This is a genomic window from Actinoplanes sp. NPDC004185 (assembly GCF_053603475.1).
Map to the genome: position 1 here is coordinate 119,617 of NZ_JBSGFR010000015.1, position 14,756 is coordinate 134,372.

The 14,756-nt window shown below is 74.2% G+C and carries 2 protein-coding genes (1 of these 2 running past the window's edge); both read right to left on the minus strand.

The window, feature by feature from the left end; translation table 11 throughout:
- The gene (locus ACWEOZ_RS17700) at window positions 1-1,221 is read right to left on the minus strand and encodes an MFS transporter (RefSeq protein WP_451911756.1); all 1,221 of its coding nucleotides are present in this window, start codon (window positions 1,219-1,221) and stop codon (window positions 1-3) included.
- Window positions 1,218-14,756 carry the 3' portion of a non-ribosomal peptide synthase/polyketide synthase gene (locus ACWEOZ_RS17705; protein ID WP_451911757.1) on the minus strand. Its footprint extends 6,573 nt past the window's final position, so the window shows 13,539 of its 20,112 coding nt (coding positions 6,574-20,112); the start codon falls outside the window, past its right edge; its stop codon occupies window positions 1,218-1,220. Before ACWEOZ_RS17705 ends, ACWEOZ_RS17700 begins: the two co-directional genes overlap by 4 nt.

The window sequence follows — 14,756 nt, forward strand, 5'->3', positions numbered from 1 at the left end:
CTACCCGGCCACCGGGACCCGGGGCCGGGGAAACTCGCGCAGTACCTTGCTGACGGTGACCGAGACGGTCACCGCCGCGATGCCCGCCGCGCAGACGAGCACCGCCGTGGTGCCGGGCACCACCGCCGTCAGCAGCCCGCCCAGCACCGGCCCGGCCGCGCCGGCCACCCCGGTGAGCAGGGCGAGCACGCCGCTGAGCCGGCCCCGTAGCTCGTCCGGGGTGCTGATCAGCTGCTGCGTCACGATGGTGGTGTTCGCGGTCGGGACCAGCAGGGCCATGCCCGCGAAGATGGCCCCGATCAGGTAGCCGCCGTGCACCAGCGCGGTCACCGGGGTGAGCACGGCCAGGACCCAGAAGACCGAGGCGATGGACACGTACGGGCTGAGCACCCGTTGCAGGTAGGGGGCGGCGAGGGCGCCCACCACCCCACCGGCGCCCAGCATCGCGGCCATGACGCCGATCTCGCCGGGCGGGGTGCCGCGACGCTGGGCGAGCACGATGACCACCAGGTAGAAGGCGCTGAAGAACAGGTTGAGCAGCGCCGCGTACAGGGTGGTGATCCGGATGGTGCGGTGCTGCCAGGCCCAGCGCAGCCCGGCCAGGATCTCCGGGCCCAGGTTCCGCACCGGCGCCGGCGGCGTGTCCCGGGGCGGCACCTTCAGGAAGGCCAGGGCCACGAACGACACCAGGTGGGTCACCGCGTCCACCGCGAACGGCAGGACCCGGGCCGCGGCGAACAGGAACCCCCCGGCGGCGGTGCCGGCGAGCTGCCCCAGCGACGTACGGGCCCCGTTCGACGCGACCGCCGCGGACAGCTGCTCCTCCGGCACCACGGCGGCCAGGGTCGCGTCCTCGGCCGGTTCGAACAGCGCCGTACAGCCGCCCAGGACCGCCGCCACCACCACCATGTGGGGCACCGTCGCCGCGTCCAGCAGCAGCGCGGCCACCAGGCTCCCGACCGCCACCGCCTGCGCCGCCTCACAGGCCAGCAGGACCCGTTTGCGGTTCCACCGGTCCGCCAGGGCCCCGGCGGGCAGCCCGGCGACGAGCTGCGCGGTGGCGATCGTGCCCAGCACCAGCCCGGAGGCGGCGGTCGAGCCGGTCACCGCCAGCACCAGCAGCGGAAAGGCGATCGTGGTGGCGTTGTGGCCGAACTCGGCGCAGGCCTGGCTCAGCCACAACAGCCGGTAGTCGCGGTTGCGGGACAGCGGGACGGTCATCCCCGCCCCTGCCGGCAGTCGTGCGCGATGGCCCGCAGCGCTGTGGCGAAGGCCTCGGCCGCCGCCTCCACCGCGGCGGGGTCGTGCCGGCCGGGCTGGAAGTACCAGGAGAACTCCAGCTCGCCGCCGTGCACCGAACCCACCACCTCCAGGGCCCGCGCAGTGCGGTCGCGGGGGTCGTGGTCCTGCCCGGGGGCCGGGTGCGACGCCTGGTAGAGCGTCGTCCCGGTCTCCTGGGAGCGCGCGTCCCACTGCCCGAGGTAGTTGAAGACCACCTCGGGGTCCTGCTGCTGGCCGCCCAGCAGCTCCCGGGACCGCTCGTCACCGAGGTAGCGCAGGGCGCCGTAGCCGAGCCCGTTACCGGGCACCGCCCGCAACTGCTTGCGGATCGACTTGATCAGCGTGCGCCACTGCGGCTCGGTGCCGGCGCCGACCTCCAGGGCGACCGGGTACATCGTGGTGAACCAGCCGACCGTACGGGACAGGTCGGCACCGTCCAGGATGTCCTCGCGGCCGTGGCCCTCCAGCTGGACGCGTACCCGGTCCTGGCCGCTCCCCCGGGTCAGCGCCCAGGCGAGCGCGGCCAGCAGCACGTCGTTGATCCGCGTCCGGTAGCTGCCCGGGGCCACCCGCAGCAGGGCATCGGTGTCGTCGGCGCTCAGCGCCACGGACACCGTCCGCATCGGCGCGGACGATGTCTGCGCCTCCTCCTGCGGCGGCGGCGCCTCGGCGCCGGCGCCGGCCGCCCAGTAGTCCACCTCACCGGCGAACGCCCCGGCGGCGACGTGCGCGCTCAGGCGCTGCGCCCATTCCTGTACGGAGGTGGTCCGGGCGCCCAGGTCCACGGGCCCACCGCGGGTGAGCTGGCCGTACGCGGTCTCCAGGTCGTCGAGCAGGATCCGCCAGGACACCCCGTCGACGACCAGGTGGTGCACGACCAGCAGCAGGTACGGCCGCCGCCCGTCCCCGCGGTCGAACAGCACGGCCCGCAGCAGCCCGCCCCGGTGCAGATCGAACGAGGCGTGCACGTCCTCGGCGACCTTCTCCAGCGCCGCCTGCTGCTCGTCGTCCCCGGTGGCCGGCAGCCGGTGCCGGCGCAGCACCTCGGCGTCGTCGGCCGGCAGGATCTCCTGACGCCACCCGGCGGGACCCCGGGTGAACGCCGACCGCAGCGCGTCATGCTGGGTGACCAGGGCGGTCAGGGCCGTGCCCAGCGCCGCCTCGTCCACCTCGGCCGGCAGTTCCAGCATCACCGCCTGGTTGAAGTGGTGCGGATTGGCGGTGTGGGTCTCGAAGAACCAGCGCTGGATCGGCGTCAGCGGCACCTCGCCGACGACCGGTGCCCGCCCGGCGTCGCCGGCACCGACCACGGTGACCGCCTCGGCCAGCGCCGCGATGTCCTGGTGCAGGAACAGGTCCTTGGTGGTCAGGTGCAGGCCGGTCTGCCGGGCCCGGGAGACCACCTGGATGCTCAGGATGGAGTCGCCGCCGACGTCGAAGAAGTTGTCGTGCACGCCGACGCGGTCCAGGCCCAGCACGTCACCCCAGATCCCGGCCAGCGCCCGCTCGGTGTCGGTGCGCGGGGCCACGTACCCGGCCCCCGGTTCCGGGGCCGCCGGGTCCGGGACGGGCAGGGCACGCTTGTCGAGCTTGCCGTTGGCGGTCACCGGCAACGCCGGCAGGGCGACGAACACGGCCGGGACCAGGTAGTCGGCCAGGCTCCGGCCGAGGAACTCGCGCAGCTCCACGGTCCCCGGCGCGGACTGCCCGGCCGGCGGCACCACGTACGCGACCAGCCGCTTGCTGCCCGGCCGGTCCTCACGCGCGACCACCACCGCCTGAGCGACCGCGGCGTGCGCGGTGAGGGCGGCCTCCACCTCCCCTGGCTCGATCCGGAAGCCGCGGATCTTGACCTGGTCGTCGGCCCGGCCGAGGAACTCCAGCTCCCCGGCGGTGGTCCAGCGGGCCAGGTCACCGGTGCGGTACATCCGGCTGCCGGCGGCACCGAACGGATCGGCGAGGAACCGCTCGGCGGTCAGGCCGGGCCGGTGCAGATAGCCACGGGCCAGGCCGGACCCGGCGACGTACAGCTCACCGGCGACGCCCACGGGTGCGGGCTGAAGGGCGGCGTCGAGCACGTACACCCGGGTGTTGGGGATCGGCCGCCCGATCGGCGGCACGCGGCCCGGGGTCAGCGGCCCGGTCCAGGAGGTGACCACCGTGGACTCGGTCGGGCCGTACGCGTTGATCATGCGCCGGCCCGGCGCCCAGCGGGCGACCAGCTCGGGTCCGCAGGCGTCGCCGCCGACGATCAGCGTGGTGAGGTCCGGCAGCCCGGCCTCGCCGACGGTGGCCAGCGCGGCCGGCGGAATCAGCGCGTGCGTCACCCGGCGTCCGGCCAGCACCTCCAGCAGCTGCTCGCCGACCAGCGGTCCCGGCGGCGGCACCACCAGGGCGGCGCCCGCGGGCAGGGCCATGCACAGCTCCAGCACCGAGGCGTCGAAGCTGGGCGAGGCGAACTGCAGCACCCGGTCCCCGGGCCGGACCGCGAAGTGCTCGATCTCCGCTGCCGAGAAACTGGCCACCCCGGCGTGGGTGACGCTGACCCCCTTGGGACGGCCGGTGGATCCGGAGGTGTAGATGACGTACGCCGGATGGGCCGGGTCCAGTCGCGCGCGGAGGTCCGCGGCGGTCACCCGGGCCGTGGGCTGACCGGCCAGCGCGGCGCCGACGGCCGGGTCGTCGAGGACGATCAGGACCGGTCCCTCCGGCAGGCTCGCCGCCAGGTCCGCGCGGGTCACCGTGAGCACCGGACGGGCGTCGTCGAGCATGAAGGCGATCCGGTCGCCCGGATAGGCCGGGTCCACCGGGAGGTACGCGGCCCCGGCCCGGCCCGCCGCCAGCTGGGCCACGACGATCTCCGGCGACCGGGGCAGCACCAGCGCGACGATCGATTCCGGTCCGGCGCCCCGCTCGATCAGCAGCCGGGCCAGCCGGTTGACCCGGTCGTCCAGCTCGGCGTAGCTGAGTTCGCCGTCGTCGTGCAGCACGGCCGGGGCGTGCGGGGTCCGCGCCACCTGCGCGGCGAACAGCTGGTCGAGAGTGGCCGGCCGCACCGGGCGGTCGGTGTCGTTGAGCTCGGTCAGCAGGTGCTGACGTTCCGGCCCGCTCAGCATGGGCAGCCGGGACACCGGGCGGTCCGGATCGGCGGCGATCGCCTCGAACAGAGCCGTCAGGTGGCCGGCCATCCGCGCGACGGTGGCGGCGTCGAACAGATCGGTGTTGTAGGTCAGGGCCACGTCGAGACCGGCCGGCGACTCCTCGAACTCCACCGTCAGGTCGTAACCGGCCGCGGTCATCGGCAGCTCGACCGGCTCGGTGCGCAGCCCCGGCAGCGCCGGCGCCTCCCCGGGCAGGTTCTGCAGCACCACCATGACCTGGAACAGCGGCGTCCGGCTGGTGTCACGGGCCGGGCGCAGCTCGTCGACGAGCCGCTCGAACGGCACGTCCTGGTGGGCGAGCGCGCCGAGCACGGTCTGCCGGACCCGGCCGAGCAGATCCGCGAACGAACCGTTGCCGTCGACCAGGGTGCGCAGCACCACCGTGTTGACGAAGAAGCCGACCAGGCTCTCCAGCTCGGCCCGGTCGCGGCCGGAGGTGACCGTGCCGACGGCCACGTCGTCCTGCCCGGACCAGCGACTGAGCAGCAACTGGCAGGCGGCCACCAGGGTGGTGAACAGCGTGCCGCCGTGCTCCCGGCCGAGGCCGGTCAGCCGTTCGGCGAGGGCCGGCGGCACCCGGAACTCGTGGACCGCGCCGTGCTGGGTGTGCACGGGCGGGCGCGGCCGGTCGTACGGCAGCTCCAGGGTGGGGACGCCGGAGAGGGTCTCGCGCCAGTAGCCGAGCTGCTCGTCCAGCACCGGCCCGGTGAGCCGTTCGCGTTGCCAGGCGGCGAAGTCGGCGTACTGCACCGGCAACTCCGGCAGGCGTGCGGGCCGGGCGGTGGCCGTCGCGGCGTACAGCTCGGCCAGCTCGGTCATGAGCACCCCGGTCGACCAGCCGTCGGTGACGATGTGGTGCAGCACGAGCAGCAACACGTGCTCGTCGCCGGCGAGGCGGATCAGGACTGCCCGTAGCAGCGGCCCGGCGGCCAGATCGAACGGGCGGCCGGTGTGCGCCGCGAGGACCTCGCCCAGCCCGGCCGGGTCGCCGAGCTGCTCCTCCTCCAGCGGCACCGGTCCCGGTGGCTGGATCACCTGCTCGGCGACCCCGTCGGCGCCGGCCCGGAAGGTGGTGCGCAGCGACTCGTGCCGGGCCACGAGGGCGTCCAGCGCGCCGCGGAGAGCGTCGGTACGCAGGGTTCCGGTGAGGCGCACCGCGGTCGGGGTCACGTACTCGGTGGAGGTGGGATCGAACTCGTGCAGGAACCACAGCCGCTGCTGGGCGAACGAGAGCGGCAGCGCCCGGTCGCGGGGCTGCGGCGTGATGCCCGAGGTGTCGGGCGTGCCGGCCGGCACGGTGAGCGCGGCGGCGAGCCCGGCGACGGTGGGATGGTCGAAGACCGCCCGTGGTGAGAGCTGTACGCCGAAGGCCTCGCGCAGCCGGGAGGTGAGGCCGATGCTGAGGATGGAGTCGCCGCCCAGGGCGAAGAAGTCGTCCTCGGTGCCGGCTCGGGGCACGCCGAGCAGGTCGGCGAACGCGTCGGCGACGAGTTGTTCGGCGTCCGTGCGCGGTGCCACGTACGCGTACCCGGGTTGGGTGGCATGGTCCGGTGCGGGCAACGCCCTGCGGTCCAGTTTGCCGTTGGCGTTGAGCGGGATCGCCGGCAGCGCCACGAACGCCGTCGGCACCATGTAGTCGGGCAGGCTGCGCGCGGCGAACTCCCGCAGCTCGGCCGGGCCGGGCACCGGCTCGGCGGCGCTGACGAAGTAGCCGACCAGCCGCCGGGCGCCGGGCTGGTCCTCGCGGTCCACGACGGCGATCTGGGCCAGGCCCGGATGGGTCGCCAGCACCGCGTCGATCTCGCCCAGCTCGATCCGGTGGCCCCGGATCTTGACCTGCCGGTCGGCCCGGCCCAGATAGGTCAGCCCGCCGTCAGCGTCCCAGCGGGCCAGGTCGCCGCTGCGGTACATCCGGGTGCCGGGCGGGCCGAACGGGTCGGCCGGGAAGCGCTCGGCGGTCAGCCCGGGCCGGTTGAGGTAGCCGCGGGCCAGGCCGGCGCCGGCCACGTACATCTCACCGGTCACGCCGGGCGGGACCGGGCGCAGGTGCCGGTCCAGGATGTAGACCCGCAGGTCGCTCAGGCCGGCGCCGATGGTGCTGCCGGTCGCCGCCGCAGCTCCGGTTGAGGTCAGCCGGAGGTGGGTGACGTGCACCGTGGTCTCGGTGATGCCGTACATGTTGACCAGCACCGGCGCGTCGTCGCGGTGCCGGGCGTACCAGCCGGCGAGCCGCCACAGATCCAGGGCCTCGCCACCGAAGACGACGTAGCGCAGGCTCAGCCGGTCGCCGACCGCCGGCAGATCCGCGTCGGCCTGGATCAGCGGGTAGAACGCCGACGGCGTCTGGTTGAGCACGGTGACGCGCTCGTCGGCCAGCAGCCGCAGGAAGTCCCGCGGCGAGCGGGAGACCTCGTACGGGACCACGACGAGGCGGCCGCCGTGCAACAGCGGGCCCCAGAGCTCCCACACCGAGAAGTCGAAGGCGATGGAGTGGAACAGCGTCCACACGTCGTGCGGGCCGAAGCCGAACTGCTCACCGGTGGCCGAGAAGAGCCGGACCACGTTGTGGTGCGGGACGACCACGCCCTTGGGCCGGCCGGTGGAACCGGAGGTGTAGATCGTGTATGCCGGGCTGGCCGGGGTGAGCGCGCCCCGGAGCTGCCCGGGCACCGGATCGGTGTCCGGGCCGGCGGCCAGCTCGGCGGCCACCGCGGGGTCGTCGAGCACCAGCACCGGCACCGCGGTGTCCAGGCCCGGGGCCACCTCGGAGGTGGTCAGCAGCAGCACCGGCGCGGCGTCGGAGAGCACCCGCTGGATCCGCTCGCCCGGATAGGCCGGGTCCAGCGGCAGGTACGCCGCCCCCGACTTCACCACCGCCAGCACTGCGACGATCAGGTCCGCCGAGCGGGGCAGGGCCAGCGCCACGAAGCGTTCCGGGGCGGCGCCGGCCGCGATCAGCCGGTGCGCGAGCCGGTTGGCCGCCGCGTTCAGGTCCGCATAGGTCAGGTGAGTCTCCCCTGACGTCACCGCGACGGCGTCCGGGGTACGCGCGACCTGCGCCGCGAACAGCTCGGTGATCGTGTGGCGGGGCGGGCTCACGGCCGTACCGTTGAAGTCCTCGATGACCCGGCGCCGGTCCGCCTCGGACAGCCACGGCACGTCGGCCGGCCGGCGGGCCGGATCGGCGGCGATCTCGGTGACCACGGTGCGCAGCCGCTCGGCCAGGGTCGCCACCGTGCCCGCGTCGAACAGCGCCGGATCGTAGGCGAGCTCGAAGCGCAACCGGTCGTCCACGTACGCGGTCAGGCAGAGGGCGAACGTGGTGGTGTCGACTCCCTCGACCGTGCCGACGCGCAGCCCCGGTCCCTCCCCGGCCGCGTCGATCGGGTAGTTCTCGAAGGCGACCATGCTGGCGAACAATCCGGCCCCGCCGGGCGGCAGGTCGCTGCACGCGCGCAGGTCGGCCAGCGAGGCGAAGTCGAAGCGCCGGGCCTCGCTCTGCTCGATCTGCAGGTCCCGCAGCCAGCCGGCGAGGTCTGCGCCGTCGCTGATCCGCGCGCGGGTGGGCAGGGTGTTGATGAACATGCCGATCATCGACTCCACCCCGGCGAGCTCGGCCGGCCGGCCGGAGACCGTGGTGCCGAACAGCACGTCCCGTTCGCCGCTGTAGTGCGACAGCAGCAGCGCCCAGGCACCCTGCACGACGGTGTTCACCGTCAGCCCGTTCGCGCGGGCGGTGGCGTGCAGCAGCGCCGACTCCTGCGGGCTCAGCTCGAGCCGCAGCGACTGCGAGGACTCGGTGCGGTGGGTGTCGACCGGTGGGCGGTCGTACGGCAGCGGGGTCGGCGCCTCGACACCGGCGAGCACGCCGCGCCAGTAGCGCTGTGATTCGGCGGCGTCCTGCGCGGCGAGCCAGGACAGGTAGTCGCGGAACGGGCGTCGCGGGGCCAGCTGCGGTGCGCGGCCGGAGGTGATGGCGGCGTACTGCTCGCAGACCTCGGCGAACACCGCGGCTGTGCTCCAGCCGTCCAGCATGATGTGGTGCGAGCTCCAGCTGAGCAGCACCTCGTCCGCGTCGAGCCGGACGATGGCCAGCCGCAGCAGCGGTGCCCGGGTCAGGTCCAGTCCGGCGGCGCGGTCCTCGGCCGACAGTCGCTCGAGTTCGGCGTCGCGTTCCTCCGCGGGCCGGGAGCGCAGGTCGAGGTGGACGACGGGCACGGTCACCCGGCGCCGCACCACCTGCACGGGCCGGGACAGCCCTTCCCAGGCCACGGCGCTGCGCAGCACCGGGGTCCGGTCGACGACCCGCTGCCAGGCCTCGGCCAGCGCGGCCGGGTCGCTCACCCCGGCCAGCCGGACCCGTACCTGGTCCACGTAGGCCCCGGAACCGGCGTCGACCAGGCTGTGGAACAGCATGCCGGCCTGCAACGGGGTCAGCGGGTAGATGTCCTCGACGTCGCGGCCGTCGCCGGCCAGCCGGTCGACCGCGGCCTGGTCCAGGGCGGCGAGCGGGAAGTCCGACGGGCTGCGCCCACCCGCGCCGGGCCGGGCACAGTGCGCCACGATGTCGCGCAGCGCCGCCACCATGGCCTCGGCCAGCCGGCGTACGGTCGCCTCGTCGTGCACCTCGTGCGAGTAGGTCCAGTCGAGCTGCAGGCACCCGTCGGTGACCGCGCCGGTGATCTCGATCAGGTAGCCGCGGTTGCTCTCCGGCGCGACGTCCTGCCCGGCGCCGGCGTGCCAGGCCCGGTAGAGCCCGTCCGGGTCGGCGTCCACGTCCCACTGACCGTGGTAGTTGAAGCAGATCTGCGGCATCGGCAGCCCGCGCAGCGCCGCCCCCGGACCGTCGGCCCGGCTCAGGTAGCGCAGCGCGCCGAAGCTGAGACCACGATGGGGCACCGCCCGCAGCTGTTCCTTGACGCCGGTGAGCACCCCGGCCCAGTCACCGGCCGGCACGTTCAGCGAGACCGGGAACTCGGCGGTGAACCAGCCGACCGTACGGGAGGTGTCGACGTCGTCGAACAGTTCCTCGCGGCCGTGGCCCTCGAGAGCGAGCAGCACGCGTTCCCGCCCGGTCCACTCGGCGAGCACCCGGCCCAGCGCGCTGAGCAGCACGTCGTTGGCCTGCGTCCGGTACACCGGGGGCACCTGACGCAGCAGCGCGTCGGTGTCCGCCGGGGACAGCCGGACGGTCACGTTGCGGGCCGTGGCCGTGGTGTTGGCGCCGGTCCGGTCGACCGGCAGCTCGGCCGTGGCCTCGCGGACGGCCCGGGTCCAGTACGGCAGGGCGTCGTCGAGCCCGCCGGCGGCGACGAGCGCGGCGAGCCGCTGCGCCCACCCGGCGTAGCCGGTGCCGACCGGGGCCAGCTCGATCGGCCGGCCGCCGGCTGCCTGCCGGTACGCCGTCTGCAGATCGTCGAGCAGGATCCGCCAGGACACTCCGTCGACGACGAGGTGGTGCACGACGAGCAGCAGCCGCGGCGCCGTTTCCTGGCCCGTCGTCAATATCACCGCACGCAGCATCGGGCCGTTGGCGATGTCGAGGCCGCGCTGGGCGTCGAGGGCGTGGCGGTCCACCGCCGCCGGGATCTCCTCGGCGCTGAGCCCGGACAGGTCGTGGACGTCCAGGGGCACGCCGATGTCCTCGGCCGGCTGCTGGGACCAGCCCTCGGGTCCGTGGTGCAGGCGCATCCGCAGCGCCTCGTGCTGGGTGACCACCGCGTGCAGCGCCACCACGAGAGCAGCCCGGTCGACGTCAGCGGGCAGGTCCATCAGCATCGACATGGCGAAATGGTCGCGGTGGACCGGCTCGTGCTCGAGGAACCAGTGCTGGATCGGCGTCAGCGGCGCCGGCCCGGCGACGACGGGTGCCGCCTCCGGCGCCGTCGCGGTGCCGGCCACCAGCGCCAGCTCGGCGATGTTCTGGTGCAGGAAGATGTCCTTGGAGCTGACCCGCAGCCCGGCCTGCCGGGCCCGGGACACCACCTGGATGCTCAGGATCGAGTCGCCCCCGAGGGTGAAGAAGTTGTCCGTGACACCGACCCGGTCCGCGCCCAGCACCCCGGCCCAGATCTCGGCGAGCTGCCGTTCGATCTCGGAGCGGGGGGCGACGTACTCGCCGTCGTCACCGGCGGGCAGGGCCGGGGCCGGCAGCGCCCGCCGGTCGACCTTGCCGCTCGCGGTGACCGGCAACCGGTCCAGCAGCACGAACACCGACGGGACCAGGTAGTCGGGCAGCGACTGCTTGAGCCAGGAGCGCAGCGCGGTGCTGCCCGGGTCCCGGCCGTCGGCGGTGACCAGGTACGCGACCAGCCGCTGGTGACCAGCCGGGTCCGCGTGGCCGACCACCACCGCCTCCGTGACGCCGGGCCGGGCCAGCAGTGCCGCCTCGACCTCGCCCGGCTCCACCCGGAAGCCGCGGATCTTGACCTGGTCGTCGGCCCGGCCGAGGAACTCCACCGTCCCGTCGGCCGTCCACCGGGCCCGGTCACCGGTGCGGTACATCCGCTCCCCCGCCGGGCCGTACGGGTCGGCCAGGAACTGTCCCGCCGTCCGGCCCGGCCGGTGCAGGTAGCCGCGGGCCACCTGGGCGCCGGCGAGGTACAGCTCACCGGGCACGCCGGCCGGCACCGGGGTCAGCCGCTCATCGAGCACGTACGCACGCATGTTGGGCAGCGGACGGCCCAGGACCGGCCGTACCGAATCGGCGACCGGCGCGGAAAGAGCGTCCACTGTGCACTCGGTGGGGCCGTACATGTTGTAGGCAACGACGTCGGGCGTGTGGTTCAGCTCCTGCCAGAGTCCGTCGCCGAGGGCCTCGCCGCCGAGCAGGAGGATGCCCGGGCGGTGCCGGTCGGTGGTCAGCAGGCCCGCGGCGAGCAGGTGCCGGGCGTACGACGGGGTGACGTCGACCAGGTCGATCCGGTGATCGGCGACGTACCCGGCGAAGGCGTCCGCGTCGAGGCGGACGGCGTCCTCGATGATGTGCACCTCGTGCCCGCCCGCGAGCAGCAGCAGCTCCTCCAGCGAGGCATCGAAGGTGAACGACGCTGCGAGGGCCGCCCGTACCGGCCGGTCCCCGTGCCGCTGCGCGAAGTCGGCGAGGAACCCGGCGCGGTGATGGGCGAGCAGATTGGTCAGTTGCCGGTGCTCCACCGCGACACCCTTGGGCCGGCCGGAGGAGCCTGAGGTGTAGATGATGTACGCGGTGCCGGCCGGAAGCGGCGGCACCGGCACCTCGGCATCACCGTCCACGTCGGACGGGTTCAGGACAGCCAGGCCGGCCGGCAGACCGGCGGTATCCGTTGCGGCCAGGACCAGGACCGGATCAGCATCGTTCAGCACGGCCGCCGTCCGGCCGGCCGGCTGCTCCGGGTCGATCGGCAGGTACGCGGCGCCCGCCCGCAACACGGCGAGCAGGGCCACGACCAGCTCGGCGCTGCGCGGCAGGGCCACCGCCACGATCGTCTCCGGACCGCAGCCTCGGCTCCGGAGCACGTGGGCCAGCCGGTTCGCCCGTGCGTCGAGCTCGCCGTAGGTCAGCGACACGGGCCCGCACACCACGGCGGTCGCCTGCGGAACCCGGGCGGCCTGTGCCGCGACCAGTTCCGGGAAGGTCGCGCCCGGTGCGTCCAGCACCGGACCCCGCTGGTACGCCTCGATCTCCTGCCGTTCGCCGCCGGTGAGCAGCGCCATCTCACCGAGCGGCCGGGCCGGGTCGTCAGCCGACGCCTCCAGCAGCACGATCAGATGACCGGCCATCCGCGCGATCGTCGCCGCGTCGAACAGGTCGGTGTTGTACTCGATGGCGCCGGCCAGCACCCCGTCGCGTTCCTCGAACTCGATGGCCAGGTCGTGGCTCGCCGTGACCACCGGCGGCGGCAGCTCGGCGACGGTCAGCCCGGGCAGCGCGGGCGGGTCGCCGGGCAGGTTCTGCAACACGATCAGCACGTCGAACAGCGGGTTGCGACTGGTGTCACGAACCGGCTGCAGCTCGTCGACGAGCCGTTCGAACGGCACGTCCTGGTGGGCGAAGGCCCCGCGTACGGTCTCCCGCGCCTGGGCCAGCAGCTCGGTGAACGGCTGCCGGGCATCGAGCCGTGAGCGCAGCACGACGGTGTTGACGAAGAAGCCGACGATCCGGTCCAGGCCGGGATGGTCACGCCCGGAGGTGACGGTGCCGAGAGCGATGTCGTCCTGCCCGGACCAGCGGCTGAGCAGGAGCTGGCAGGCGGCGACCAGGGTGGTGAAGAGGGTGCAGTCGTGGGCCCGGCCGAGGCGGTGCAGCCGGTCGGCGAGCTCGGCCGGGACGCTGAAGGCGTGCATCGCGCCCGCCGAGGTGCGGACCGCCGGCCGGGGCCGGTCGGTGGGAAGCTCCAGCGGGGCGACGCCGGCGAGCTGGTCGCGCCAGTAGTCGAGCTGGGTCTCGGCGGTGGGGCGGGCGAGGTGGGCGCGTTGCCAGACGGCGAAGTCGGCGTACTGGAGGGTGAGGGCGGGCAGGGCGGCCGGTTCGCCTCGCAGGGCGGCCGCGTAGAGCTCGGCGAGCTCGTCGGTGAGCACGCCGCCCGACCAGCCGTCGGTGATGATGTGGTGCAGCACCAGGAGGAGGACGTGCTCGTCGGGGGCGGTGCGGACCAGCAGGGTGCGCAGGAGCGGGCCGGTGCGCAGGTCGAACGGGCGGCCCGCTTCGGCGGCGAGCAGCTCGGCCAGTGCGGTCCCGGCCGGGTCGCTGAGGTCACGCAACTCGGGCGTCACCTCGTACGGCTGCCCGATCACCTGCACGCCGCGGCCGTCGACGGTGTCGAAGGTCGTGCGCAGCGACTCGTGCCGGGCCACCAGGGCGGTCAGCGCCGCGCTCAGGGCGTCGGCGTCGAGGGAGCCGGTCAGGCGCAGCGTCAGCGGGGACACGTACTCCGTGCCACCCGGAGCGAACTGGTCCAGGAACCACAGCCGCTGCTGGGCGAACGAGAGGGGCAGCGGGCCGCGCCGATCCACCCGGGAGATGGTCCCGGTGTCCTCGGTGGTCATGCCCGCGTCCAGCGACGCGGCGAGACCGGCCAGGGTCGGTGCGGCGAACACCGCCCGCGGCGACACCCGGACACCGGAGGCCTCCCGCAGCCGCGAGGTGACCCGCATGCTGAGGATCGAGTCACCCCCGAGCTCGAAGAACGAGTCCGTGGCGCCGGCCCGTTCGAGGCCGAGAACCTCGCACCAGATGCGGGCGACGAGCCGCTCGGCCGGGGTACGCGGCGGGACGTGCTCGTGGCGCGTACCGGTGCCGAAGTCGGGCTCGGGCAGTGACCGGCGGTCGAGCTTGCCGCTGGTGGTCATCGGCAGTCTCTCGACGCTGACGAACGCCGCTGGGATCAGGTAGTCGGGCAGGGTGCGGCTCAGGCGGGAGCGAAGTTCGTCGGCCGTCGGGAGCTGCGCCGGTTGCATTTCCCGCCGGGGCCGCGGCGGTGTGCTGGCGTGGGCGGAGGGCGGGGCCGGCGCGGACGGCACGGCCGCGGCGGCAACCACGTAGGCGACCAGGCGCCGGGTGCCGGTGGCGGACTCGTGGGCGACGACCGCGGCCGCGGCGATCGCGGGGTCCGCGAGCAGGGCCGCCTCGATCTCGCCCGGTTCGATCCGGAAGCCGCGGATCTTGATCTGCTCGTCGGCCCGGCCGAGATACTCGAGCAGCCCGGCACCGGTCCAGCGGACCAGGTCGCCGGTCCGGTACATCCGGGCACCGGCCGCACCGAACGGGTCGGCGACGAACCGCTGGGCGGTGAGCCCCGGGCGGTCCAGGTAGCCCCGCGCGACCTGGTCACCGGCGATGTACAGCTCGCCGGTGACGCCCGGCGGCACCGGCCGCAGGCCGCGGTCGAGGACGTACGCACGCTGGTTGCGCCCGGGCCGGCCGATGACGGGCCGGTCCGCCTCGCTGACCCGGCAGGACACCGAGTCCACAGCGCATTCCGTCGGCCCGTAGTAGTTGTAGCCCGTGACCTGGCTCGTGGCGAGGGCCCGCCAGAGGTCGGGCTCGGCCGCTTCGCCGCCGAGCATGACCACCCGCGGGAACGGCCGGGCGTCGTCGAGCAGCCCGGCCGGGACCAGCTGCCGCGCGTACGACGGGGTGACGTCGAGCAGGTCGATGCGATGCTCGGCGATGTAGCCGACCAGCGCGTCCGGGTCGAGCCTGGTGTCGTCGTCGATGACGTGCAGCTGGTGGCCCGCGGCCAGGAACAGCAGTCCTTCCCACGACGTGTCGAAGGAGAACGCCGCCGTCAGCGCCACGGTCAGCGGCCGGCCGGCAGCCTGGCTCTCCGGCTC

What these genes read in the sequence shown, in the direction of transcription:
- ACWEOZ_RS17700 (WP_451911756.1), bottom strand. Translation starts at nt 1,221, where the DNA reads ATGACCGTCCCGCTGTCCCGCAACCGCGACTACCGGCTGTTGTGGCTG.